Genomic DNA, 26,860 nt, shown 5'->3' with positions numbered 1-26,860 from the left:
AAATAAAACAAATAATTTAGATCCGGCAAATCTCACGCGGGCACAGTTCACAATGACATACACCTTGTAGCATTTCCAAATCCTTGACAACGATCATGCCATTATCATATTCGACTGCATTTTTTTTGCGCAAATCACTCAGCATCCGGTTTACACTTTCACGGGTGGCACCGATCATATTGGAGAGGTCGGTATGAGTAATTTTTTTATGAATAAGAATATGCTCGCCGTGAGGCTCTCCATAGGTGTTGCACAGGCGGATTAGCGTGGAGCATAGAGCACCTGGCTTGCCGTACATCATCAAATCGCGAAACTTGGTCTGGGTAATACGGTGGTGGGACCCCATCCATTTCATAAAGTCAATGGCAAAATCACAGTGCTGGCAAATGAGCAGCTCCAAATCCGTATGATCGACAACACCGATATCACTGTCCTCCAGAACTTCGGCAGAAAAGGAATGCTTGGTACCGAAAAATGGATCAGCTTGACCAACAAGATCGCCGCTTTGGTACATATATAGTATAAGTTCCTTACCCTCATCCGTTGTTTTTGTGACTTTCACGCGTCCGCGCTTGATATAAAACAGCTTATCTGCTGTATCTCCTTCCCAGAATAGATGCGAGCTTTCTGGCATGACCCGATCCTTCATCATCACTTGCAGCCGGTTGAAGCTGGTCTCCGAGAAGCAACTGGTGTTGCCGCGGGCTTCCATTACGTTTGTAGGGTTTCTCATCGTCCATTTCCCCTTTGTTTCCTATGTTTTTATCTGCAACTTGATCAATTCAAATTCATTATATACCTGTGCTATGCGTTTTTGGGGTAAGAAGAGGGGGTAAAAGTGGCAGAATTCCAAACTTTGTGATTTAATTCACTTCTTAAAATAAAATTTTAAATACATTGTGAAAAAAATCACAATATATTTTGAAAAGCTGTGTTACGATCAGTGCGTGAACAAGAGATAGTACACGAGATAACAGGAGGATGAGGGAAATGGCTGTTAAAAACGAGGTTATCCAAAAAGAGCAAAGCGCTGAGCAGTATATTCAAACGCTGATTGACCGGGGGAACCGGGCACAGCAGGCTTTCATGAGTATGAATCAGGAGCAGATTGACGAAATCGTACAAGCTATGGCACTCGCAGGAATGGATAAGCATATGCACCTGGCGAAGCTGGCTGTTGAAGAAACAGGACGCGGTGTGTACGAGGACAAAATCACCAAAAACATGTTTGCAACTGAATATGTCTATCATAGTATCAAAAATGAAAAAACCGTCGGTGTCATTGAGGACAATGATTTTGACAGTTTTCAAAAAATAGCAGAACCGGTCGGTATCATTATGGGGATCACTCCTGTGACTAACCCGACTTCCACTACAATGTTTAAAGCGTTGATTGCCATTAAAACACGCAACCCAATCATATTCGGTTTTCATCCATCCGCTCAATCGTGTAGTGCGGAAGCAGCTCGCGTTTTGCTTGAAGCAGCCGTCAAACATGGTGCTCCGGCCGATTGTATTCAATGGATTGAAGCTCCTTCGATGGATAAAACCAATGTACTTATGAATCACCCGGATGTGGCGCTGATTCTGGCAACTGGTGGATCAGCCATGGTTAAGGCAGCATATAGCTGTGGTAAACCTGCACTAGGTGTAGGTCCTGGTAACGTGCCTTGCTTTATTGAAAAAACAGCAGACATCAAGCAGGCTGTGAATGACCTCATCCTCTCCAAATCTTTTGATAACGGTATGATCTGTGCTTCCGAGCAAGCGGTTATTATCGAAGAGCCAATCTTCGAACAAGTGAAAAAATTGATGATCGCTAACGGTTGCTACTTTGTAAATAAAGAAGAAGCAGCTAAGCTCACTCAGGGAGCTATTAATGTAGAGAAATGTGCAGTGAACCCGGCCATCGTCGGACAGTCCGCTGTAAAAATCGCTGAACTGAGCGGCATCACAGTACCGGCAGGGACAAAAATTTTGGTCGCTGAGATTGAAGGGGTAGGAACGAAATACCCATTGTCCGCAGAAAAATTGAGTCCCGTACTGGCTTGCTACAAAGTGAAAAATGCGGAACAAGGTATTCAACGTGCTGCCGAAGTCGTGGAATTCGGGGGCATGGGTCACTCGTCCGCTATTCACTCGCAGGATGAGGATGTTATCGCCCGGTTCGCAAACCGTTTACAAACAGGCCGTATCATTGTAAATGCACCTTCCACACATGGTGCGATCGGTGACATCTACAACACCAACCTTCCATCGCTGACACTCGGTTGTGGTTCGTACGGACGTAACTCGACTTCGTCGAACGTATCGGCAGTCAACTTGATTAATGTGAAAAGGGTGGCGAAACGTACGGTGAATATGCAATGGTTCAAAGTACCTTCCAAAATTTATTTTGAAAAAAATTCGACTCAGTATCTTACTAAAATGCCTGATATCACACGTGTAGCCATTATCACAGACCCTATGATGGTGAAACTCGGATATGTGGATCGTGTCATCCATTATTTACACCAGCGCCAAACACCAGTAGCTATCGAAGTGTTCTCGGAAGTAGAGCCAGATCCGTCGACAGATACAGTAGAACGTGGTACTGAAATGATGAGACGTTTCCAACCGGATTGCATTATTGCATTGGGCGGTGGTTCGCCGATGGATGCAGCTAAAGGCATGTGGTTGTTCTATGAATACCCAGATACTGATTTCAACAATCTGAAACAAAAATTCATGGATATCCGCAAACGGATCTACAAGTACCCACGTCTGGGTCAAAAAGCGCAATTTGTAGCCATTCCTACAACCTCGGGTACAGGTTCGGAAGTTACGTCGTTCGCAGTTATTACAGACAAAAATCAGGGCAACACGAAGTATCCGCTGGCTGACTATGAGCTGACGCCTGATGTGGCAATTATTGACCCAGTGTTTGTATATTCGCTGCCTAAAACGGCTGTAGCGGATACAGGCATGGACGTTCTGACACATGCCATCGAGGCTTACGTGTCTGTAATGGCTAGTGACTACACAGATGCTCTGGCAATTAAAGCCATTCAACTGGTATTCCAATACCTGGAGCAATCGTCTCTGACTGGCGACAAGCTAGCTCGTGAAAAAATGCATAATGCTTCCGCACTGGCAGGGATGGCGTTTGCCAATGCGTTCCTAGGAATTAACCATAGCCTTGCGCATAAATGGGGCGGACAATATCATACAGCCCACGGCCGTACGAATGCCATTTTGTTACCACACGTCATTCGCTATAATGCGAAAAAACCGACAAAATTTGCTTCGTTCCCTAAATATTCGCACTTTGTTGCGGATGAGCGTTATGCAGAAATTGCGCGCATACTGGGACTGCCTGCCCGTACGACTGAAGAAGGGGTTAACAGCTTGATCGAAGCAATCCGCAAGCTGAACAAAACACTTGGTATCGAGGAATCGTTCCAGCAAATCGGCTTTGATGCGAAGGATTTTGAATCGCGTGTGGATTATCTGGCTGACCGCGCTTTTGAGGATCAATGTACAACTTCGAATCCGAAGCTGCCGCTGGTTACCGAATTGGCTGATATATACCGTGATGCCTTCTACGGACGTTTTGACCAATAATATAATAGGTACGAAGAGGCTTGTGACTAAGCATTTTCCCGTTCAATACCAACGCAGGCTCTCTATATAGAGGGCCTGTTGGTTTGGGAAGGGGGGTGAACGGCAAGGATAAAGGTACGGGCGTGAAGCTAGGAAAAATAAAGTGATAAATATCACCTGTATTGTGATTTTTGTCACATACTACACTCTATCATTATTCTACAATAAGGGTGTAAGAAAGGTCCCGACACTGAGCGTAAGACATCGGTGAAAAGGCCGGGCTCGAGACACTATTTAATTGTGAAAAAAATCACAAGTCCGGAAGACCAAACAATTTGGAGGGATTTACATGTCGGTGATTGAGAGAGAATTACAAGAGCAACAATCTGGTTGGAGAGGCTTCAAAAAAGGCAAATGGACTAAAGAAGTTAACGTCAACGATTTTATTGAAACCAATATCTTACCTTATGTCGGCAACGAAGAATTTCTGGTTGGCCCTACCGCCAACACAACTGCACTGTGGGATATTGTATCCGATCTTACCAAAAAAGAGTTGGCAAACGGCGGCGTGCTTGATGTAGACGTGAATACGCCATCCACCATTATTTCACATAAGCCGGGCTATCTAGACCGGGATAAAGAACAAATCGTCGGTGTACAAACAGACGCTCCATTTAAACGCTCCTTGCAGCCGTTTGGTGGAATCCGGATGATGATCGACGCTTGCAAAGCCTATGGCTTTGAAGTACCGCAAAGCATTGTTGACATCTTCACTCATATTCGCAAAACGCATAATCAGGGTGTATTCGACGCTTATACTGATGATATGAGAGCAGCTCGTAAAGCGGGTATTATCACTGGTTTGCCAGATGCATATGGTCGTGGCCGTATTATCGGTGACTACCGTCGTGTAGCACTGTATGGTACAGATTTCCTGATTAAAGACAAAAAGGCTCAATTGAAAAGCCTTGAAGTGGATTCAATGGAAGAAGACGTAATCCGTCTGCGTGAAGAAATTTCCGAGCAAACTCGCGCTTTGAACGAGCTGAAACAAATGGCTGCTGAGCATGGTTTCGACATCTCAAAGCCTGCTAACAACGCGAAAGAAGCTTTCCAATGGGTATATTTTGGCTATCTTGCAGCGATCAAAGAACAAAATGGTGCAGCAATGTCCTTGGGACGTGTATCTTCCTTCCTTGATATTTATACTCAACGGGATATGGAAGAAGGCACAATGACAGAAGAGCAAGCACAAGAATTGGTCGATCATTTTGTTATGAAACTGCGTATTGTTAAATTCCTGCGCACACCTGACTATAATGAACTGTTCAGCGGAGACCCAACATGGGTAACTGAATCCATTGGCGGTATGTCCATTACTGGAGAAACTCGGGTTACTAAAAACAGCTTCCGTTTCTTGCACACCCTGTACAATTTGGGAGCTGCACCGGAGCCAAACCTGACTGTACTGTGGTCAGAAAAATTGCCTGAAGGCTTCAAAAAATATTGTGCCAAAGTTTCTATTGAAACTAGCTCCATTCAGTATGAAAATGATGATCTGATGCGTCCGATTTATGGCGATGATTATGGTATCGCTTGTTGTGTATCGGCAATGAAAATCGGTAAACAAATGCAATTCTTTGGTGCCCGTGCCAACTTGGCTAAAGCTTTGTTGTATGCCATCAATGGTGGTGTGGATGAAAAATCAGGTGCTCAAGTGGGTCCTGAATATCCTGCAATTACAGGTGAAGTGTTGGATTACGAGGAAGTGCTGAGCCGCTTCAAGCCAATGATGGAATGGTTGGCAAAACTGTACATGAACACTTTGAACGTTATTCACTACATGCATGACAAGTACAGCTACGAACGGATTGAAATGGCACTGCACGACCGTGATATTGTCCGTACGATGGCTTGTGGTATTGCTGGTCTGTCCGTTGCTGCCGATTCCCTGAGCGCCATTAAACATGCGAAGGTTAAACCGATCCGTAACGAAAAAGGCATCGCCATTGACTTTGTGATTGAAGGGGAATATCCTTGCTACGGTAATAACGATGATCGTGTAGATAACATCGCAGTAGAACTGGTAGAGTCCTTCATGGGCATGATCCGCAAGCACAAAGCTTACCGGAATGCGATTCCTACTCAATCTGTACTGACCATTACTTCCAACGTGGTGTACGGTAAGAAAACAGGTACAACACCGGATGGACGTAAGGCTGGTGAACCGTTTGCACCAGGTGCGAACCCAATGCACGGACGCGACAAAAAAGGTGCTTTGGCTTCCCTTAGCTCCGTAGCTAAGTTGCCTTACGAGCACAGTCTGGATGGTATCTCGAATACCTTCTCCATCGTGCCTAAAGCACTGGGTAAAGAAGAAGAAACACGCAAAACGAATCTCGTTTCCATGATGGATGGTTACTTTGGAAGCCATGCGCATCATCTGAACGTCAACGTGTTTGCTCGTGAACAATTGCTGGATGCGATGGATCACCCAGAAAACTATCCACAGCTTACGATTCGTGTATCGGGTTATGCCGTTAACTTTATCAAGCTGACTCGTGAACAACAGTTGGATGTTATTAACCGTACTTTCCACGGTACAATGTAACAAAGCTTTACGTATCATATATTATAACGACGCACGCATAGCGGATGCGGGAAGGAAGATGCAACATGCTGAAAGGTCACATACACTCATTGGAAACCTTCGGGACCGTAGATGGTCCCGGCATCCGCTTCGTGCTTTTTATGCAAGGATGCTTGTTAAAATGTCAATATTGCCACAACCCGGACACTTGGGCTTTAAATGAGGGCAATCCAATGACACTGAAGGAGGTATTGGCTGAAATTGAGCCATATTTAGCCTACTACCGTTCTTCGGGAGGCGGTTTGACCGTATCCGGTGGAGAACCGACACTGCAAGCTCATTTTGTAGCAGAGCTGTTCAAAGAAGTGAAGCAACGCTGGAATTTGCACACGACGCTGGACAGTAACGGTTTTAATGACGCAGGCCGTATCCAAGAACTGCTGGACGTAACGGACTTGGTGTTGCTGGATATTAAGCATATTGACAACGACAAGCATATTAAGCTTACAGGCAAGTCCAACGATCGTATGCTAAGTACGGCACGCTGGTTGTCTGAACAAGGGCGCAAGATGTGGATTAGACACGTTTTTGTACCGGGTATTCATGATGACGAGCAGGATCTGCTGAATTTGGGTCGATTTATAGGAACATTGAACGGAGTCGAAAAGTTCGAAATTTTACCCTATCACCAAATGGGTGTATACAAGTGGGAAATGCTCGGCAAGGCGTATCCGCTGGAAGGGGTTCCGTCCCCCACAGAAGAAGAGGTTCAACGGGCTTACCGTCTCATTGAAGAAGGCCGCATGGAGACCGCAGGGATAAATGTCGTCGGCAGTTCGTCATAATGTTGAATGGTCATTAAATTACTTTCTGGTTATGAACCGCCGCCCATCAGGTCAGATGGGCGGCGGTTTTTTGTTATAAAATTTCTTGCAGTGACAGGAGGAAGTTCCCTTTTTTTCATGTTCAGCAAAATTCCCAGCAACTTTTGGACAACAGCCGCGTCTAATAGTATGACTTTTTACGGGAATGATAATAATTTGGTAATAGAAGGAGACAGAGAATGAATTTCAAGAAATGGACCATGCTCACCGCGCTTGCGGTAGCTCAGGTGGCCGCAGTAGCCCCTGTAGGAGCAGAAGCAGTATCCACTGTTCAATCCACCGATTCGGTTAGCGGACAGCAGGCTCAGGCCAATGTCACAGATTCCGGCGTTCAGAATAGCATCGGGGGACAAGATAACACTGGAACACAAAATGACACGGTGACACCTGATAACACAGGCGTATCTAATGATCCTTTGTCTGGCTTGCCGACGGATACAACCAACGGATCGAACGTATCCAATGATGTATACGGTGGAGACGGAACGATCACCAATCCTGGTGGTTCTCCAACATCCATGAGTGCAAATCAACTGATTTTGTATTTGAACAGCGCAAAAATGGAACAAAACGGACAGGTGTACACAGCGACTCAGCCGATGACAGTCAAGGACGGTGTTTCTTATGTAGCTATCCGTTCGCTTGTCAGCCGCGTCGGATTACAGTTTAGTTATGACACTGCTACCAAGGAAACCGTTATCACCCAAGGTACAAACGTGCTGCGCTTCAAGACTGACAGCAAGGTTTACACGGTTAACGGTGAAGCTAGACAAATGAAGGGGCCGGCATTCCAGCAAAAGAACGTATTTATGGTGCCATTGACGTCTATTACACAGGCCTTAAATATTCCTTATACTGTAAATAATACAACAAAACAGGTTATTATGGATTTGAATCAAAAGCCTAAAGCTTCCTTCACGGTTCAGCAAAAAGATATCTATGCGGGCGAAACCCAAGTTACGTATTTGACGAAGGAATCTTCTCCTACAGGTCTTCCGATTGTGAATCAACGTTGGGAAGGCAAGCAGGACGTATTTCAGGAGCCAGGTACATATGTAGTTACCTATTCCGTTCTTGACTCCGCAGGGAACTGGAGTGATCCATACTCAGTTACGATTACCGTAAGACCGCCGAATCAGCCACCAGTGGCTCTGTTTACAACAGATAAAAAAGAATACAAAATGGGTGAAAAAATCACGATTACCGATCTGAGTACGGATGATGAAAATGCGATCACTAAACGTGATTGGGTGAATAAGAAACTGGCATTTTTCGAGCCGGGTGATGTGACCATTACGCTGACCGTGACTGATAAGCATGGTGCAACAGGTACTGTAAGCGAAACGGTTAAAATTACGAATGAATTGCTGTACAACGAAGATGATTTTAACAAAATCTTCACGCCTTTTGGTGATAAATACAGTGTGGACGGCAGCCAGGTGCCTACGATGGCTACTATACCTTTGACCAGTACATCTTCACCACGTCTTCTGATCCGTGCTAACAGCCCGGAACGTGTATTCCAGGATGGGATTGTGTATCAGGAAATGGGATCAGGCAGCACACGTGTACTCGTCCATCATGTGAATGAAACGGGCCGAGATGTGAAAATGTACGTAATCGCGACCAACAATAATATTACTGCTGCTAATATGAACGTCGAAAATTCCGGTTTTGCCGGACCATCTGAGTTTGCAACCGCTGCGGGTAAAATTTCGATCCAACGGTACTTTCAATCTATGCAGGATGGAAGCAAACGCTCCAGCACAGTCCTGAATCCGGGCGAAAGCCGCGTTATTTTACAGGATCTGAGTGCGCAAAAAATTAAGCAAAAACAGGTTATTTCTCTCTTGTCTGATCTGTATACAGATCAACCGATCCAATACACAGTTATTGTGCTAGATGCAAATGTAGATCCACTTACCGTAATGCCTACCTTGGCAAAACTGCCGAAGGATGGAATTCATAACCGCGGAACATACGCTAATTCCGATATCTCGCTTGAATATACAGAAGAGGTTGGTAAAACAGCTCAGCGTATCGTTCTTGGAGATAATAAGACTGACCCGAACCTGATTGGTACGGATGGTCTGGACGGTTCTTCTGCCTCCAATGCGGGTAACTTTGGTGTTGTATACAAAATCAAGCTGGATCATGTAGCGCCGTATTCCCTGATTACATTTAACCCGCGTGGTGGTGAATACTCCGGCTATGCTATGGTGAACAATCAGGTCGTGGGTATCCCGACGAACGGCTCCGTATGGGCTCCAAATGAGATGAGTGTACTGTATCGTACAGGTCATATCGAGGAAAGTGTAGAGATGTATTTCACTGCTGCTGCGGGTAGTAACTTGCCAGTTTCCGTAGTAGTTATGCCATTACCAGCTATTAAAAATTAATATGAATATCCGGTTTTGTTTATCGGTTAGACCGTAGGGTCTCATCATTCACCGTTTAAAGTCAGATCACTTACAGAATAAAGGCGTTCTCCTGCTGCGGATTCGGTTCCAGTACAGGAGAACGCTTTTTTCTTTATCAAGAGCGCGAATATCTCTTATAACTTTGACTTTAATCGTGGTATAATAAGTAGATGCAAGCCTAAGCCTGCATCAGAAAACCTGAAACTATAGACAGGGGAGGGTGAAACGCATGCTGACAAAGGATGAGATTATCACAACAATGTCCGCTCAGGGGCTGCGTATTACGGATCAGCGCAAGACGCTGGCCACGTTATTTTCCGAGAATGAAGGGTATCTGTCCCCCAAAGACGTTTATGAATATATGGGTAAAAAATACAGCGGACTCAGCTTCGACACCGTCTATCGTAATTTGCGTGTAATGCAGGAATTGGGTGTGCTGGAGCAGGTATCTTTTGAGGATGGAATGAAGTTCAAGGTGAGCTGTAATGAGCACCACCACCACCACCATATGATTTGCTTGAGCTGTCAGAAAACATTACCGATCTCTTTCTGCCCGATGCAGATGACAGATACGATAGATCAGTTTCAAATCGTTGAGCACAAGTTTGAAATTTTCGGCTATTGCAAGGAATGCCAGGGAAAGAACGGGCACGCAGAAGCCAATTCTAAAAGGGGATACAAGCAGGCGAGCGGTCACACTCACAGCCACGTAGGCTACTGAAATGAAGATTACCACACGAAGAGTGGTTCAAGCTCCGATTAAGTTATACCGATCCTATATTTCACCATTAAAGCCACCGACCTGCCGCTTCTATCCGACGTGCTCACAGTACGCGCTGGAGGCGGTGGAGGTGCATGGAGCGCTCAAGGGCTCCTGGCTGGCCGCCAAACGTATAGCGAAGTGTCATCCCTTTCATCCAGGCGGTGTAGATCTGGTGCCTCCTGCTAAAAAGAGGGCAAATAGATCTGACGAAGATCGTTTTGCTGATCGTGCTGGGAAGGGCTTGACTTGACATAGCTATGCGCGTTTGGTTATATTTTGGATAATACTGTTTTCCTGCGAAGGGATGAGTAGGGTCAACCGTCCAGTACAGAGAGCCGGGGTTAGCTGCAAACCGGTCTGGAACGAAGCCTGAATATGGTCCTGGAGGAACCTTTTTCGAGCGTGTTTGCCACCAGTTCAATGGTGATAGGGCGAACGACCGTAAGGGAAAGGCGTGATCCAGCGTTAATGGGCGGTCAGAGTGACCGGTGAAGCCTGTAGTCTGCGAGGATACAGGAAATTTGGGTGGTAACGCGTGAGGTGACTCTCGTCCCATAGGGACGGGGGTCTTTTTTGTGCCCAATTAGTGTGAAAAGCACGAATTGGAGTACCAAATTCAAGGGAGCATGTCTTATTTCGCTACCCTGAACAAAACAGGAGGTAATACACATGTCCAATGAGAAAACATTTTACATTACGACACCGATTTATTATCCAAGCGACAAGCTACATATCGGTCATGCGTACACTACGGTAGCCGGAGATGCAATGGCACGCTACAAGCGGCTGCGCGGCTACGAGGTGCGCTATTTGACAGGAACGGATGAGCATGGTCAGAAGATTGAGCAGAAAGCGAGTGCGGCTGGCAAAACACCGCAACATTTTGTTGACGATATTGTGGCAGGGATTCAGGATTTATGGCGGAAGCTCGACATTTCCAATGACGATTTTATCCGTACAACGGAAGAGCGTCACAAGAGTGTAGTACAGGAAATTTTTGATCGTTTGCTCAAGCAAGGGGACATTTACAAAGGCGAATATGAAGGCTGGTACAGCATTCCTGACGAGACTTACTACACAGAAACTCAACTGGTTGACGTGGTGAAGGATGCGGAAGGCAATGTAGCTGGAGGTAAAAGCCCGGACAGCGGACACCCTGTAGAACTGGTCAAGGAAGAGAGTTACTTTTTCCGTATGAGCAAGTATGCTGATCGTTTGCTGCAATTTTATGACGAGAACCCGCAGTTTATCCAGCCGGAATCCCGTAAAAAAGAGATGATTAACAACTTCATCAAGCCGGGGCTGGAGGATTTGGCTGTATCCCGTACAACCTTTGACTGGGGTGTTAAGGTGAAGGGTGATCCGAAGCATGTCGTATACGTGTGGATTGATGCGCTCTCGAACTACATTACAGCCCTGGGCTATGGTTCCTCCAATACCGAGCTGTACGATAAATTTTGGCCTGCCAATGTGCATATCGTAGGGAAGGAAATTGTACGGTTCCACACGATTTACTGGCCAATCATGCTGATGGCGCTGGATCTCCCGTTACCTAAAAAAGTATTTGCACACGGCTGGCTACTCATGAAGGACGGTAAAATGTCCAAGTCCAAAGGTAACGTCGTAGACCCTGTAACGCTGATTGACCGCTATGGTCTGGATCAACTTCGTTACTACTTGCTGCGCGAGGTGCCTTTCGGCGCGGATGGAACCTTTACACCGGAAAGCTTCGTTGATCGGGTCAATTCTGATTTAGCGAATGATCTGGGCAATTTGTTGAACCGTACTGTAGCGATGGTAGACAAATATTTTGAAGGCAAGGTTCCGGCTTATGAAGCGAATGTAACAGCATTCGACGGGGCTTTGGAAGAAATGGCAACAGTGACTTACAGTAAAGTGGAAGAAGCGATGGAAAACATGGAGTTTTCCGTGGCGTTGACGGCGATTAGTCAATTTATTAGTCGAAGCAACAAGTATATTGACGAAACACAACCATGGAACCTGGCCAAGGATGAGGACAAGCGCCGTGAGCTGGCATCCGTTATGGTGCATCTTGTAGAAAGCCTGCGCATTGCGTCTATTTTGCTCCAACCGTTCTTGACCCGTGCCCCGCATAAAATTTGGGAACAACTGGGCATCAAGGAAGGCGAACTGACTGTATGGGACAGCGGGAAGCAGTTTGGTCGCATGCCGGAAGGAACGCAACTCGTCAAAGGCAATCCCATCTTCCCGCGTCTGGATTCAGAGCAGGAGGTTGCTTTCATCGTGGAAGCGATGACCGGCGGCAAGAAGGCGGAGGAAGCTACTGTGGAGGTTCAACCGCAGAATGCGGCGGTGGAGGGCCAAGAAGCGTCAGAGGCGAAGGAAGAGATTGGTATTGAAGACTTTGCCAAGGTAGAACTGCGCGTCGCTCAGGTTATCGCCTGTGAGCCTGTAAAGAAGGCCGATAAGCTGTTGAAGCTTCAGCTTGATCTTGGTTATGAGCAACGTCAGGTGGTATCGGGCATTGCCAAGTTCTATACGCCGGAGGACATGGTTGGACGCAAGGTGATTTGTGTGACCAATCTCAAGCCTGTGAAGCTGCGCGGGGAACTTTCTCAAGGAATGATTTTGGCAGCATCGCACGGAGATCAGCTTACGCTAGCTACAGTACCGGAAAGCATGCCTAATGGCGCGATTGTAAAATAAATAAAGCTCGTCATGAGCGTATGTCTTTCGGCTTGTACGCCGTGGCATACGCTTTTTGGGTTGCAACATATTTGGTTGCTTCCTCACGTATGTTTTAGTAATAGGGCTTGTTTGCTCGTGTTTACTTAAGACAGGCGGGAGGAAATGCTGATGACGGATGTTAACGCCGGGCTGGCGATCATAGCGGGACTGGTTTCTTTTTTCTCACCTTGCTGTTTGCCACTGTACCCCTCTTATTTATCTTATATGACGGGAATGTCGGCACGTGAACTGGCCGAAGGGCGGCATAAGGCTGAGGTACGTTATCGTACGATGGGACATACCCTAGCTTTTGTACTGGGCTTTTCCGTAGTGTTCTATTCCTTGGGTGCAAGTGTAGGGTTGCTTGGAGAATGGTTTGGCAATTATAAGGATACGCTAAGGGTAGTTGCGGGGCTATTGATCTTAGTGATGGGGCTGGTATCTCTTGGCGTGGTACGGCCTTTGATTTTGATGCGGGAGCATAAGCTTCGTTGGACATGGAAGCCTGCCGGTTATGCCGGTTCCTTTGTAATCGGAATCGGATTTGCGGCAGGCTGGTCCCCCTGTATCGGTCCCATGCTGACAGCTATTATTGCTTTGGCGGCAGTAGAGCATCATACCTGGTTCAAGCTGGTCACAGGCTACGCGCTTGGTTTTGCGATTCCATTTTTTGCATTGGCTTTATTGGCCGGCTCTGTTCGTCTATCCTCGCGTTACACGTCAATTATCGTCAAAACAGGCGGTATACTGCTGATCATTACCGGGATTTTACTAGTAACAGATCATATGACGGATGTAACGCTGTATTTACAGCGGATAGCGCCGAATTGGATGCTGGTTATGTGAAATATTCAATACGACTTAATGGAAAATGTTCAAAAATGCGCTCTGTGATAAATTCTCGCAGTGCGTTTTGCTGTTCATCGGGATAAACGTATTTGTTCTGTCCCCAACGGCCCCATTTTTTCTTGCGTTTTTCCATGTCCATTTCCAGCTTGGTTTTTGGATAACGCTTCTCAATCACAGCCTTGGACGTTTTGGTAAAACGATGCTGGATCAATTCGAACGTCAGATCATTTGTGGCATCCTGAGGCAAGGTTTCACTCAATTTGCGCAGCAGCTCGCCATATCCTTCTTCCCAGCCGTCATACCAGATGATCGGCGCAATAATAAAGCCTAGCGGATAACCGGCTCGGGCGATTTTACCTGCCGCTTCAATGCGTTCCTCGAAGCGCGAAGTCGCAGGCTCAAATTGTTTAATAACATAATCGGAATTAATGCTAAACCGGATGCGAGTATGTCCATTATGCTTAATATCCAGCAGTGGATCAACATGATGATATTTGGTAACAAAACGCAGGCGACCCCATTCTTCGTCTGCCATAAAACGAATCAATTCTCCGAGCGATCCGGTGATATGCTCCAAACCAACCGGATCAGAGGTGCAGGCTGCTTCAAAACGAGTTATTTCGGGCGCACGTTCCTCGATGTAGCCTTTAGCTGCCGATAAGATATCATCGGTATTGACATAGACGCGTATATACGGCTTTGCCCCTAATGTCGTTTGTAAATAACAATAGTGGCAGTGTCCCATACATCCGGTCGAAATGGGAATGGCATATTCAGCAGAGGGCTTGGACTGGTCAAAGGTTAGCGTTTTGCGAATACCGACGACCAGCGTTTTTTTCGCCATTCTATATTTTTCAACTTCGGTTTCGCCCGGTAAATTGGTAATCCGGTTATGGGATGTGGTCATACGATACGGAATGTCTTTGACTTTTACCCAATCCATAATACGCTGACCCTTGGGATAATTCAGTGCGTCCGGCTCAAAGAATACCAGATCAGGCAGGAACGGTTTGGTTCCTTTGGCTTTGACAGGAGTACGCTCAAGCGTGGACATGGGTAACGCTCCTTTCAGGAATAAATATCCAGTAGTAGCTTGGGTGTCCAACTCTAACTCATGCCATAAGGAGAACGATACAGGGACGCTATTAGTGTGCCCTGCTTAAATTGAACAAATCGTGGCAATAGCTGTGAGCGGGGGGATGAGACTTGCCAATAGGCAATGATAACATGTATCATTACATATGTAGGTTCAACGCAGGAAATGAAGGCGGTAAGCGCCCGTTCAATAACAGAAAAGAGGGAAACAAGTGCCAACGCCAAGCATGGAAGATTATTTGGAGCGCATTTACCAACTGATTGATGAGAAGGGATATGCACGTGTCTCGGATATCGCAGAAGGTCTGGAGGTCCATCCTTCGTCCGTTACCAAGATGATCCAGAAGCTGGATAAGGACGACTATCTCGTATATGAGAAATATCGGGGATTAATTTTGACACCCAAAGGGAAAAAGGTCGGCAAACGGCTGGTTGATCGCCACCAGTTACTAGAGCAATTTCTGGGTATGATTGGGGTCGAAAAGGACCTGATCTATAAAGATGTGGAAGGTATTGAGCACCATTTAAGCTGGGATTCCATCACCCGCATTGAGACATTGGTCGAATATTTCCGCCGGGATGAAGATCGTTTGCGCCAGCTTCACGATATACACAAGGAATTGAGTGGTGATTCCTGACAGGCATCGTCCGTAAGGACAGATGCTTTTTTATTTGTCCCTACCGCAACAAATACCCGGGTATTAGCGTCTATCCATTATATAGCAGGACAAGACAGGGTTAAAAATTAACGGGTTAGCGGAGGATTGTAATCATATGAATTGGAAGAAAACATGGACACTGGCTGCGGGTTTACTGCTGGCGGTGCAGACGGCAGTTGTGCCTGGAGCGCAAGCGGCTCCAAACGGAGAGATTGAAATTATATTGGACGGGCAATTGCTGCAAAGTGATGCGTCACCGTATATTGTGCAAGGAGCCAACGTAACGATGGTGCCTTTGCGAGTGATTAGTGAGGGATTAGGCGCTCAAGTCAACTGGTCAGCATCGTCCGGTGCGGTAACCATCACAGCGCAGGATAAGAACATCTCTATGGAGAACGACGGACAGAGTGCTACGGTGAATGGCAAGTCAGTTCGATTGGACGCATCTGCGCGTATGACCAGCGGAAGAGTCATGGTGCCGCTGCGTTTTGTTGGGGAAGAGTTGGGATTAAAAGTGGACTGGCAGGCTACAGAGCGAGTCATTACGTTAAGTAGTGGTGAAAAAGGTGCCTCCACAGGCGGAACAACATCTTCCGGTGGCGGCTCCAGCTCCAATACGTCCACACCTGACAATCAGGGAAGTGTAGGTACGAATCAGGGAATCGATGATGATGAGCAGGCGAGCGTCATTTCTCCGTCTACTTCAACCAATGAGGGCAGCTCCAATTCTTCGCAGGGAAATGTCGTGCAAGTGAAAGCTTCGACTTCCATGCGCGGGGCTTGGATTTCTACGATTAACGGGGATTGGCCTTCTTCTGCCGCCCGAAGCAGCACCGAGAAGCAAAAGCAGGAATTTACCAAAATGCTTGATGATCTGCAGGGGATGGGTATTAATGCGGTTTTTGTTCAGGTCCGGGCCAGCGGTGATGCGCTGTATCCGTCCAATCTTGTGCCATGGAGCAAGTACCTGACGAACACCCAGGGGAAAAATCCGGGCTATGATCCTTTGAAATTTATGATTAGCGAATCGCACAAGCGGGGGATGGAGTTTCATGCCTGGTTTAACCCTTTCCGCGCCAATTCTACAGGAACGACCAGTGGTTTAGCTGCAAACCATGTGGCTAACCAGCATCCGGATTGGATCGTTAAGAATGGCAGTCAACTCTACATCAATCCGGGAATTCCTGCTGCTCGCCAGCATGTCATTGATGCGATTATGGAAGTTGTGGATGGATACGATATTGACGGTGTTCATTTGGACGACTATTTTTATCCATACAGCGGCACTTTTGATGATAATGCGACCTTTAAAACGTATAACGCTAACAAAATCTCTGACAAAGGCGACTGGCGGCGAGATAATGTGAACAGCTTTGTCCGTGATCTGGGCAAAAGCATTCATGCAAGCAAGTCCAAGGTGCAGTTCGGGATTAGTCCTTTTGGTGTGTGGCGCAACAAGTCTCAAGACTTGACCGGATCAGACACCAAGGCTGGAGTTACAGCGTATGATACGACGTTTGCGGATGTACGTACCTGGATTAACAAAGGCTGGATTGATTATGTAGCTCCACAGATTTATTGGAGTATCGGTTTCCCGGCTGCTGGCTATGACAAGCTTGTGGCATGGTGGTCCAATGAGGTCAAAAATTCAGATGTTAAGCTGTACATCGGACATTCCCCCTATAAAATCGGCACTCCTGAAAAGGGTTGGCAATCCGCCGAAGAGTTGATTAAGCAACTCAAGCTGAACGAGAATTATAATCAGGTTAAAGGGGATATTTATTTTAGCGCACAGCATTTACGGAAAAATCCGTACGGACTCATTCAGCTACTTCAAAATTATTATCAATAATTATGTAAACTGGATCATATAGGTTCTAAATAAGCCTTCGTTCTCATACATAAGCAGTAGAACTGCTTACTCCCAAGAGAACGGAGGTTTTTTGATCTATGCTGATCAATGCTGTGTTCCAGGGTGGAGGGGTTAAGGGTATATCGCTGGCGGGTGCAGTCAAGGCTGCGGAGGAGCATGGAATTGTATTCAACCGCGTAGCGGGTACATCTTCAGGTGCAATTGTAGCTGCTTTGTTGGCGGCAGGATATTCGGCAGATGAAATGAAAGCCGTGATCGAGAAAACCCCCTTGGTCAGCTTGTTACGGCGTTCTCCGGTGTTTAACATCAAATGGGTTGGACCGGCAGCTCGTATTTTTCTAAAAAAAGGACTGTACTCCGGAGAAGCATTGGAGCATTGGGTGCGGGAGCTATTGCTTGCCAAGGGAGTGCGTACGTTCGCGGATCTGCCTCCCGGCAAGCTGCGCATTATTGCTTCAGACATAACGAACGGACGCATACTGGTTCTTCCTGAGGATATCAAACGTTTTGGTATGAATACCTCTTCACTGGAGGTGGCCAAGGCCATTCGGATGAGCACAAGCATCCCATATTTTTTCGACCCCGTTATGCTAAGACTTGATCCTTTGCACACGAGAGGGAAAAAATTCTCACAGCAATTTGTGTTTGTAGTCGATGGGGCATTGTTAAGTAATCTGCCTTTATGGCTTTTTGATGAGCCTGTAAACGAGCAAAAGGCTAAAACTATTCCAACAGTAGGTTTTCAGATGGTGGGCAAAACGGGAGCCGAAACGAAGGTTTCTTATATACGGGGACCGTTGACGATGCTGCAAGCTATTTTTGATACGATGCTATTAGCGCATGATGAGCGTTATATTGAGCAGGAGAATCGATATCGGACGATTAAAATCCCGACGCTGGGCATTCGCACAGCACAGTTCAACATTTCTCTTGAGCAGAGCAATTTGCTGTATGATTCTGGTGTGCAGGCAGGAGACGCTTTTTTCCACAAATGGAGCATCACATCTTACCAACAGCAGTATAACAAGTATCAATTAATGAAGGATACGATGTATGCCATGAAATAATAACTTGTTAGTTGGAGGTGTAATCAAAAAAGGAGCCATTCCCGTCATTTTCACTACGCGGGTGATGGCTCCTTTGTGTATCATGTTAGAATGTGATCGACTAATGATATTTAGGTTGTTCTTCTTCATTTTTGCCCTTAGAACCTTCAATAACATGAAAAGGATACGCTTTGCGCTTGCCTGTAGTCTGCTGCTTGCGTGTATTTGCTGTTTTGGCCATAGTGCGTGCAGAGGGTTTAATCTTGGGAGTACGGGGGCGTCGTCCTGGCAAGTATTTATACAGCAGAAATATAACTGCAAAAATAAGGACAGGTATCAATAAATTCATAAGAAAGCCCCAACTTCCTCTCCATACCATATCCACAATCCCATATGCGCCCAAGGCAAGGGTAAGCCAGAAAATAACCGCATGTCTGTTCATCATTCAATCATCCTTTCACAGGATCAAGGACCGAGCTGTTAAAGGTCTCCTTTACAGGTACATTTTCCAACTCGGCATCCAACTCCAGCATACGCTTGAATGAAGCAATGGATACCTCTACTTGATCATCGGTCGGTTCTTTGGTTGTCAGTAGTTGCAGCCACAGACCGGGGTATCCCAAATAACGGAGTACCGGAACCTCCCGCAGGGCATTGGTCAGCTTGAGAAATTCAAAGGAAAGCCCCAGCACGATTGGAAGCAGCAAAAGCCGCTGTCCCATACGCTCCAACAGATTATCATACGTAAACAGGGAATATACGAGTACCCCGATGATCACCGTGAGCATAATAAAGCTGCTACCGCAACGGTAATGCAGACGACTGTATTTTTGCACATTAGCAGGAGTTAGTTCTTCACCTGCTTCATATGCTGTAATCACCTTATGTTCCGCTCCGTGATATTGGAACAGTCGCTTAATCAACGGAGTTTGGGAAATCCCCCACAAATAACCCAATAGCAGAATTAGCTTAATCGCCCCTTCCGCGAGGTTATGCAGAATCTGGTTGTGAAATAAATTCCCGAACAGGAAGTTTTCCACGATAACCGGAACCAGAGTCAAGACAATTTTGCCAAACAAGAAGGATAAAATGCCGACCGCCGCCACGCCGATCATCATACTCAGGCTCCAGCGAGATTCTTCTTTTTTCTTTTGTTCAGCGCGTTCTTCCGGGTCCACTTCATCATCGGCGTAGGCATCGGCTGAATAGTTTAAATGCTTTGTACCCTTGGCGCTGGAGTCGATGATGCTTACAATCCCCCGTAACAACGGGATTCTGCGAAATTTGGACACCCAGGATTGCTCCTTGCGCGGTACTTCCAAATATGTGATTTCGCCAGTCTTGCGGCGAACTGCCGTGACATTGACACGCTTGCCGCCGAACATGACACCTTCAATGACTGCCTGACCACCGTAGCTTACAGGCTTGGATGCTTGTGACAACCGTCTCACCTCTCTTTACACGTGCTTTTTATATATTGTATCGAATTTGGAAGGGAATATCTAGTTGTGGGAAAATGAGAGGTGGCATTTAGGCCGCTTCAAGCGGTTAAGGAGGTCGCTCCAAGCTCGGATCATCCTTCCGATCGCTGTTATCCTCGGATTTTTTGATTTTGTAAAAGATGTAATGGTAAAAATCCGGGGATAAAGGCGAACGCTACCGCTTCTTCAGGATGATTCCGAGCTTTCCGCTGCTGCCCACCTCTCGATTTGCCTTGGTTGGGGGAGGGGAAGTTGGACTTCAAATGCTAAAAAGGCACGTTATTAGTTTGATGTGTGCTTTTATTTCTATTTTTTCAAACGCTATTTAATAGTGAAAATCGGGTTGGCCTTACAGCCAGAAGGCTTTTAGTCTTTTTTAGCTTGTACCGAATTTAAAAGCCTTACGGTTGGGAAAAATTTGCGAAGCTCTTGCCTCCGTAGTAAAATTCCTGTATCAACATTTGCTAAAAGTCCGATTTTACTGGCTTTAACCTTAACAAGTGATGTATTTAAATATGGTATCAATGCTTGGTCTGCGTAATTAACCTTTTTAACGCAACAAGTGATGTGAATTTTTAGACTCAGAGCTTTTGAGTGGTTGAACAATAAATGTAAATATGTTTCTTTTCTAATGCTCGTTGTGGGTGTTGAAAAGCAAAAAAGTTGGCTTAACCACATAAAGCAGCGGAGAGAACGGAATCGTTCTGAAGAAGCGATAGCGTTCGCCTTTGCCTCCGGAATTCTAGCCTTTGGGGTATAAATCAGAAATCTGGAGGCAACAGCGATCGGAAGAATGATCCGTTCGCGTAGCGGCCACATACACACGTAGTAGAAGTCATAAGCAGTCTTCGCCACACAACCCCCTCATCATGTAACAACAACTCACCAAGTTCAGTGTTAAACTCATCCCCATCAGAGCATACTACCTAGCAAAATGGATATGCACGAATCCATCGAAATGCAGCCTTCTTCATGCGCCAATAAAAGTCATCCTTTTAGCATGGAAAAGTTTTGCATCTTGAAAGGGGATCAAACAACATGAGTGAAACCTACTCCATACCCAATGCAGGCCATGATCAGGAGCAGTCTCCCGAATCTCAGGATCAACGCGACCATAACAATAATAACAGCCGTAGAGGCAGGCAGCAGTCGGGCAAAATACATACGCCGCTTATTCCTTTTGCACTCGAATTGGGCTTTTTTGCAGGCTTGCTCTGGGGATTACTGCGCTGGTTGTTTTATACATTGCATTTTACGGTAGTCGCACCGGGCTTTTTGGCAGAGCCTTTTTTCAAGCATTCGTTCATGAAAACGACGGCGGGGCATCTGGTGGGTTTGCTGTTTTTTATCGCATTATCAGTTGTAGCGTCGCTGGTGTACACATTGATGTTTCGTAGATATAAGGGGCCTTTGCCCGGCATCGTTTACGGTCTGGTCTGGTGGGTTATTTTATTCGTGTTGACAGGTCCCAAGCTCGGGATGATGAATCCGCTTCATCGTTTGACCTGGGATTCCATATATACGGAAATTTGTGTGTTTATACTGTGGGGACTGTTTATCGGTTACACCGTTGCTGTTGAGTATACGGACGAGAGAAAGCGCGAGCCTGAGAAAGCAGGGGACTGAGCGCAACAAAAACTTCTCAAGCGGCTATCGCCTGTGTTAAAATAGCATTTGGTTATTTGACAGAGGGGAGCGGGATGAAAGATGAAGAATGACCGGGTGTTAAAGCTGCGGCAGGCGCTGGGCGAGCATGATCTGCGGGCTATACTGATCACAAGCCCTGTCAACCGCCGATATTTGACAGGCTTCACCGGTTCGGCGGGTTATGTGCTGATTACGGAATCTCACAGCTATCTGCTGACCGACTTTCGTTATATGACGCAGGCTGCCGAACAAGCGGAAGGCTTCACGGTGGTACAACATGCTGCGCAGGTCATGGAAACGGTGAAAGAGTTGCTGTCCTCCCATCAGATCGGTGAAACAGGCTTCGAGCAGGACCATGTATCTGTTGCGACGCATAAAGCTTACAGCGAAGATTTGTCACCTGTTACATTAATTCCAGTATCGGGAATTGTTGAAAAGCTGCGGGTGTACAAGGATGCGGAAGAGCTGGAAGTGATGCAGCGAGCGGCGGATTTGGCAGATGCTACATTTGCACACATTTTGCCTTATATCAAACCGGGTGTCAGCGAGCGTGAGCTGGATCTGGAAATGGAATTCTTCATGCGCAAGCAGGGAGCTACGTCTTCCTCATTTGACACGATTGTGGCATCCGGGGTTCGTTCGGCACTGCCTCACGGTGTAGCCAGCTCCAAGCTGGTACAAGCGGGCGAACTGATTACGTTTGATTTCGGTGCGTTGCTGGATGGCTATTGCTCCGATTTGACACGTACAGTAGCCACGCAAGGGGATTTGTCACCGCAGCTACGTGAGATCTACGATATTGTGCTCAAGGCGCAGCTTCACGCGCTGGAACATATTAAGCCGGGCATGACGGGCCGTGAAGCGGATGCACTGACTCGGGATATTATTGCAAGCCATGGCTATGGAGACAATTTCGGACACAGCACAGGTCATGGTCTAGGTCTGGAAGTCCATGAATCGACGCGTCTCTCGAAGGCAAGCGATGATATTCTGGAGCCCGGCATGGTTGTAACAGTTGAACCAGGTATTTATGTACCTGGATTGGGCGGCGTACGGATCGAGGATGATATCGTTATTACAGATAGCGGCATCAAGGTATTAACACATTCAAGCAAAGAATTTACAGTCGTTTAATAACGATAACAGTCCTGTAGGAGGGGTATTTTAGTGATTAACGTTAATGATTTTAAAACAGGTTTGACCGTCGAGGTAGACGGAGATATTTTTACAGTACTGGACTTCCAACACGTAAAACCGGGTAAAGGTGCGGCATTCGTGCGCTCCAAGCTGAAAAACCTGCGTAACGGCAACACTGTTGAACGTACATTCCGTGCGGGTGAAACGATTGGCCGCGCGCAAATTGAAAACCGTGGTGTGTCTTACCTCTATGCGAGTGCAGACGAGCATACATTCATGGACAACGAAACATACGATCAATTCACACTTTCCAGTGATCAACTGAAATGGGAACTTAACTTCCTGCAAGAAAACATGAATGTAAACATCATTAGCTATAATGGTGAAATTCTTGGGATTAACCTGCCTAACAGCGTAGAGCTGAAGGTGATTGACACTGAGCCGGGTATTAAAGGCAACACTGCTACAGGTGCTACCAAAAATGCTAAAGTTGAAACAGGACTGAATGTTCAGGTTCCTTTGTTTATCAACCAGGATGATGTATTGCTGATTGATACACGCGATGGTAAATACATTTCCCGCGCATAGAATGGTCTAGCTTCTTTATATCCTCTGTCCTTGTCAAGGACAGGGGATTTTTTGCTATGAACAACTGTTATTAAAAAACATTGGCTCCACACAGCACTTTCGTATTATACTGTACTAAAGTTATGCCGTAGGATGTCACGTTCAAAGTCGGTTGTGCCATCTCAAGGTTACATACTGCTGAGTCTGAGGGAGTGAATGTCGTTGTCTTTGTATGTCATGAAATTCGGAGGCAGTTCCGTCGGTGATACGGAGCGCATGAAACGTGTGGCAAAACGCGTTGTTGAGAAACAGAGTGAAGGGCATCAATGTGTAGTTGTTGTTTCCGCAATGGGAGACACAACTGACGAACTGATCGACCAGGCCAAATTGCTGAATGAGCAGTTGCCTGCACGTGAGTTGGATATGCTGATGACGACTGGTGAGCAAATTTCGATTGCATTGTTGTCGATGGCTATTCAACAGTTGGGACATGAGGCGGTATCGTTTACAGGATGGCAGGCTGGTTTCCGTACGGAATCCGAGCATGGTCGGGCGAGAATTACGGACATCCAACCTCAGCGGGTACTGGATGCACTAAGCAGCAATAAGATTGTCGTGGTTGCGGGTTTCCAGGGGATGTCTGCTGAAGGAGATATTACGACGCTGGGACGTGGTGGCTCTGATACGACGGCGGTTGCACTGGCGGCGGCGATCCGGGCGGATGCTTGCGAAATTTACACAGATGTGGATGGTATATATTCTACAGATCCACGAATCGTAAAGGTTGCCCGTAAGCTAAAAGAAATTTCCTATGATGAAATGCTGGAACTAGCCAATCTGGGTGCGGCAGTATTGCATCCACGTGCGGTAGAATATGCGAAACATAACCGGGTACCGCTGATTGTGCGGTCCAGTTTTAACCATAATGAAGGAACGGTCGTAAAGGAGGATGCAGTAATGGAGCAGGGCGTGGTAGTCAGTGGGATTGCTTATGATAAAAATGTAGCAAGAATCAGTATTTTGGGCGTAGCCGACACTCCTGGTGTACTGGCGAAAGTATTCGGAACGCTGGCGGGAGCCAAAATTGATGTAGACATTATTGTGCAAAGCGGTGTTGAGGCTGGCAAAGCAGACTTTTCCTTTACAGTGGCTCTAACGGATCGCGAAGCAGCCTTGAAGACGTTGGAAGGCATTCGCACAGAGCTTCCATACCGTGAAGTGACGTCTGAAGAAAACCTCGTCAAGGTATCCATTGTAGGAGCGGGCATGGTTAGCCATCCAGGCGTTGCAGCGCAAATGTTTGCTGTGCTAGCAGACCAAGGCGTGAGCATTAAAATGGTAAGCACATCTGAAATCAAGGTATCGTGTGTGATTGAGGCAGGCAAACTCCATGAGGTCATTCAGGCGTTGCATACAGCGTACAATCTGGATACTGAGGAGCAAGCATTTGTGGGTGGACCTCAGGATCGTCGGTAATTGAATGGGAATATTGCGCCTCCTATTTATAGTTTGATAATCATAGAATATAGCAATAGGTTAAGAGGTTGTCTTTTCAGCGAGTGTCAGGCTGAATGGCAGCCTCTTTTTTAGTGTAAATCTATTGTTTTTGTTCCAGGGTATCCCTTAGCGGTCAAGGCTTCGGGGTGCCTTTTTTGATTTATGCAGTTCCCGGAAGGGGCTTTAGAGGGCGGGGAATATGTTTGCAGAAAGCCGATAGGAGCTTTGAAATTAACGACTAGGTTTTCAATATATTTTCGGCATAAAAAGCGAGAGTCGGCCATAGACTTGTCTTAAAGAAAAAGGACAACTGTGGAGGGGGCGGCATCGGTATGGAATGGCTGGAGTTATTTCCCGAACCGTTGCACGGTATACTCGGAAAGCTTCCGGAAACGGTATTCAAGCAACTGGAAGAAATTCGGGTCCGGGAAGGAAGGCCGCTGGAAGTTAATACGAATGGTGAACATCATTTTGTAACGTCCGCCGGTCGGCTGACTTTGAACCATATGGAAGCCTATAAGCCGGACCGGGAGGATGCCCACCGTTTGCTGGATTTTATCAGCAATCATTCCCTGTACACCATGGAGGAGGAGCTTCGCAAAGGGTTTATTACCATTCCTGGGGGGCACCGGATCGGGTTGGCAGGAAGAACTGTCCTTAGCCGGGGGCGAGTGGAGCATTTGAGGGATATTAGCAGCTTTAATGTAAGAATTGCCCGGGCAATTCCCGGTATAGCGGATCGCATATTGCCCTATGTAGCGGATCGGAAGTCCGGTAAAATCCTTCACACCCTCATCTTGTCCCCACCTCAGCATGGCAAAACAACACTGCTTAGGGACTTGGCCCGGCAACTAAGCTACGGTGGGCTGGAAAGCAACGGGGGACGACGAAGCGGACTCAAGGTAGGCATCATAGACGAACGCTCGGAAATTGCCGGCAGTCACAAGGGCATCCCCGGTTTTGACGTCGGACCTCGAACCGACGTATTGGATGGATGTCCGAAAGCAGAAGGCATGATGATGATGATTCGTTCCATGTCGCCAGATGTGCTGATCGTCGATGAAATCGGACGACCAGAGGATGCCGAGGCGGTGCGTGAAGCGCTCCATGCGGGGATCGCAGTCATTGCTTCCGCACATGGGCGCGATGTAGCTGAAATGGCGACCCGGCCTGCTTTTGCCGGATTGACGACAGGACAGGAGCTGTTTCAGCTTTACGTCATGCTGGAGCGGACGAGCCGGGGCGTCTCCTTCCGGCTGGCAGATGCCAAGCAGCGTAGGCTGACGCTGCCCGGAGAAGGGCAGCAAGGAGGTATTTCCTATGCTTAAGCTGCTGGGAGCCGCTTTGGTTATACTCGCCGCTACGCTGGCTGGCTGGCAGCGGGCAAGGCAGTTTGCACTGAGGCCGCGGCAGATCAGGGAGCTGATTCTCGCGCTGCAAAGGCTAACCACTGAGGTTTCCTATGGGGTGTCCCCGCTGCCGGATGCCTTTGCCAAGACGGGAGAGCCGTTGCGGGAGCCGCTGCGAACCTTATTCCAGCAAGCCTCACACTGGATGCACCCCTCCTTTGGGCTGACCGCCAGAGAAAGCCTGCATAAAGCGATTGAGGCCTCGTGGAGCCGCTCCAGCATGCAGCAGGCCGAGAAGGAAGCGATGCGGCAGCTTGCTTACAGTCTCGGAACCAGCGACCGTGAAGACCAGATCAAGCACATTGCGCTAACCATCCAGCAGCTAACTCATGAGGAAGCACAGGCGCAGGCGGATCAGGTGAGATACGAGCGCATGAGCAGAAGCCTGGGACTGCTGATCGGAGCATTGATCGTCATTTTGATCTATTAGCGGGGTGCTCGAATGAATTTAGAAGTGAACGCTATTTTTCAGATTGCCGGAATTGGCATTATTATCGCCATGATTCATACCGTACTCAAGCAAATGGGCAAAGAAGACATGGCCCACTGGGTGACGGTTATCGGCTTTGTTGTAGTGCTGTTCATGGTGGTACGAATGCTGGATAACCTTCTGCAAGAGATCAAATCTATCTTTCTTTTTCAGTAGGTGGAC

Annotated in this window: 23 protein-coding genes; 18 read left to right on the top strand and 5 right to left on the bottom strand. The window is 46.9% G+C overall.

The window, feature by feature from the left end:
* Positions 1–16: 16 nt before the first annotated feature.
* A complete protein-coding gene (locus AC0WRU_RS14585; protein WP_025683355.1) occupies positions 17–733 on the bottom strand; it encodes a Crp/Fnr family transcriptional regulator in 717 nt (238 codons plus the stop codon).
* Positions 734–990: 257 nt separating this feature from the next.
* Between AC0WRU_RS14585 and adhE the strand changes: the two genes are divergently transcribed.
* The 8 genes from adhE to AC0WRU_RS14545 all read left to right on the top strand — a co-directional run bounded on the left by adhE (position 991) and on the right by AC0WRU_RS14545 (position 13,794).
* A complete protein-coding gene (adhE, locus tag AC0WRU_RS14580) occupies positions 991–3,603 on the top strand; it encodes a bifunctional acetaldehyde-CoA/alcohol dehydrogenase (protein WP_476125306.1) in 2,613 nt (870 codons plus the stop codon).
* Positions 3,604–3,931: 328 nt separating this feature from the next.
* A complete protein-coding gene (gene pflB, locus AC0WRU_RS14575; RefSeq protein ID WP_025683353.1) occupies positions 3,932–6,193 on the top strand; it encodes a formate C-acetyltransferase in 2,262 nt (753 codons plus the stop codon).
* Between the two features lie 65 nt (positions 6,194–6,258).
* A complete protein-coding gene (gene pflA, locus AC0WRU_RS14570; RefSeq protein ID WP_476125305.1) occupies positions 6,259–7,017 on the top strand; it encodes a pyruvate formate-lyase-activating protein in 759 nt (252 codons plus the stop codon).
* Between the two features lie 218 nt (positions 7,018–7,235).
* Positions 7,236–9,455 carry a copper amine oxidase N-terminal domain-containing protein gene (locus AC0WRU_RS14565; protein WP_476125304.1) on the top strand — a complete coding sequence of 740 codons (2,220 nt, stop codon included), beginning with the start codon at positions 7,236–7,238 and terminating at the stop codon, positions 9,453–9,455.
* A gap of 250 nt (positions 9,456–9,705) precedes the next feature.
* Positions 9,706–10,197 carry a Fur family transcriptional regulator gene (locus AC0WRU_RS14560; protein WP_476125303.1) on the top strand — a complete coding sequence of 164 codons (492 nt, stop codon included), beginning with the start codon at positions 9,706–9,708 and terminating at the stop codon, positions 10,195–10,197.
* A 1-nt stretch (position 10,198) separates the two neighbouring features.
* Complete coding sequence (gene yidD, locus AC0WRU_RS14555) at positions 10,199–10,489, top strand: membrane protein insertion efficiency factor YidD (RefSeq protein WP_025683349.1); 291 nt, start codon at positions 10,199–10,201, stop codon at positions 10,487–10,489.
* A gap of 419 nt (positions 10,490–10,908) precedes the next feature.
* The gene (gene metG, locus AC0WRU_RS14550) at positions 10,909–12,927 is read left to right on the top strand and encodes a methionine--tRNA ligase (protein ID WP_476125302.1); all 2,019 of its coding nucleotides are present in this window, start codon (positions 10,909–10,911) and stop codon (positions 12,925–12,927) included.
* Between the two features lie 150 nt (positions 12,928–13,077).
* A complete protein-coding gene (locus AC0WRU_RS14545; RefSeq protein WP_476125301.1) occupies positions 13,078–13,794 on the top strand; it encodes a cytochrome c biogenesis CcdA family protein in 717 nt (238 codons plus the stop codon).
* Here AC0WRU_RS14545 and splB read toward each other — a convergent pair.
* Positions 13,787–14,851: a spore photoproduct lyase gene (splB, locus tag AC0WRU_RS14540; RefSeq protein WP_476125300.1), complete on the bottom strand. Its 1,065-nt coding sequence runs from the start codon at positions 14,849–14,851 to the stop codon at positions 13,787–13,789. The genes AC0WRU_RS14545 and splB overlap by 8 nt on opposite strands.
* A 253-nt stretch (positions 14,852–15,104) precedes the next feature.
* Between splB and mntR the strand changes: the two genes are divergently transcribed.
* The 3 genes from mntR (at position 15,105) to AC0WRU_RS14525 (ending at position 18,491) form a co-directional block, all read left to right on the top strand.
* Positions 15,105–15,530: a transcriptional regulator MntR gene (gene mntR / locus AC0WRU_RS14535; RefSeq protein ID WP_476125299.1), complete on the top strand. Its 426-nt coding sequence runs from the start codon at positions 15,105–15,107 to the stop codon at positions 15,528–15,530.
* Between the two features lie 136 nt (positions 15,531–15,666).
* Entirely contained in the window at positions 15,667–17,403 is a 1,737-nt protein-coding gene (locus AC0WRU_RS14530; protein WP_476125298.1) for a family 10 glycosylhydrolase, read from the top strand.
* 98 nt (positions 17,404–17,501) lie between these two features.
* Positions 17,502–18,491 (top strand): patatin-like phospholipase family protein, encoded by a 990-nt coding sequence (locus tag AC0WRU_RS14525; RefSeq protein ID WP_476125297.1) that lies wholly within the window; start codon positions 17,502–17,504, stop codon positions 18,489–18,491.
* A 100-nt stretch (positions 18,492–18,591) separates the two neighbouring features.
* On the opposite strand, the gene AC0WRU_RS14520 is transcribed toward AC0WRU_RS14525, so the two are convergent.
* The 3 genes from AC0WRU_RS14520 to AC0WRU_RS14510 form a co-directional block, all read right to left on the bottom strand.
* Positions 18,592–18,912 carry a YihY/virulence factor BrkB family protein gene (locus AC0WRU_RS14520; RefSeq protein WP_025683343.1) on the bottom strand — a complete coding sequence of 107 codons (321 nt, stop codon included), beginning with the start codon at positions 18,910–18,912 and terminating at the stop codon, positions 18,592–18,594.
* 7 nt (positions 18,913–18,919) lie between these two features.
* Complete coding sequence (locus tag AC0WRU_RS14515; RefSeq protein ID WP_476125296.1) at positions 18,920–19,912, bottom strand: DUF1385 domain-containing protein; 993 nt, start codon at positions 19,910–19,912, stop codon at positions 18,920–18,922.
* Positions 19,913–20,317: 405 nt separating this feature from the next.
* The gene (locus tag AC0WRU_RS14510) at positions 20,318–20,806 is read right to left on the bottom strand and encodes a hypothetical protein (protein ID WP_476125295.1); all 489 of its coding nucleotides are present in this window, start codon (positions 20,804–20,806) and stop codon (positions 20,318–20,320) included.
* A 183-nt stretch (positions 20,807–20,989) separates the two neighbouring features.
* On the opposite strand from AC0WRU_RS14510, the gene AC0WRU_RS14505 reads away from it, so the two are divergent.
* The 7 genes from AC0WRU_RS14505 to spoIIIAC all read left to right on the top strand — a co-directional run bounded on the left by AC0WRU_RS14505 (position 20,990) and on the right by spoIIIAC (position 26,854).
* The gene (locus AC0WRU_RS14505) at positions 20,990–21,577 is read left to right on the top strand and encodes a YqhR family membrane protein (protein ID WP_476125294.1); all 588 of its coding nucleotides are present in this window, start codon (positions 20,990–20,992) and stop codon (positions 21,575–21,577) included.
* A gap of 81 nt (positions 21,578–21,658) precedes the next feature.
* On the top strand, positions 21,659–22,732 hold the full coding sequence (locus tag AC0WRU_RS14500) for a M24 family metallopeptidase (protein WP_149093525.1): 1,074 nt from the start codon (positions 21,659–21,661) through the stop codon (positions 22,730–22,732).
* Between the two features lie 33 nt (positions 22,733–22,765).
* Positions 22,766–23,323: an elongation factor P gene (gene efp / locus AC0WRU_RS14495; protein ID WP_023989259.1), complete on the top strand. Its 558-nt coding sequence runs from the start codon at positions 22,766–22,768 to the stop codon at positions 23,321–23,323.
* A 201-nt stretch (positions 23,324–23,524) separates the two neighbouring features.
* Positions 23,525–24,778: an aspartate kinase gene (locus AC0WRU_RS14490; RefSeq protein WP_476125293.1), complete on the top strand. Its 1,254-nt coding sequence runs from the start codon at positions 23,525–23,527 to the stop codon at positions 24,776–24,778.
* A 353-nt stretch (positions 24,779–25,131) separates the two neighbouring features.
* The gene (gene spoIIIAA, locus AC0WRU_RS14485) at positions 25,132–26,127 is read left to right on the top strand and encodes a stage III sporulation protein AA (RefSeq protein WP_476125292.1); all 996 of its coding nucleotides are present in this window, start codon (positions 25,132–25,134) and stop codon (positions 26,125–26,127) included.
* Positions 26,120–26,638, top strand: coding sequence for a stage III sporulation protein SpoIIIAB (gene spoIIIAB / locus AC0WRU_RS14480; protein ID WP_149093527.1), 519 nt, complete (start codon positions 26,120–26,122; stop codon positions 26,636–26,638). The genes spoIIIAA and spoIIIAB overlap by 8 nt, the downstream gene beginning before the upstream one ends.
* Positions 26,639–26,650: 12 nt before the next feature.
* A complete protein-coding gene (gene spoIIIAC / locus AC0WRU_RS14475; RefSeq protein ID WP_010345636.1) occupies positions 26,651–26,854 on the top strand; it encodes a stage III sporulation protein AC in 204 nt (67 codons plus the stop codon).
* Positions 26,855–26,860 lie beyond the last annotated feature (6 nt).

The organism is Paenibacillus sp. 1-8 (assembly GCF_056316205.1).
This window is presented reverse-complemented; position numbering and strand designations above follow the sequence as displayed.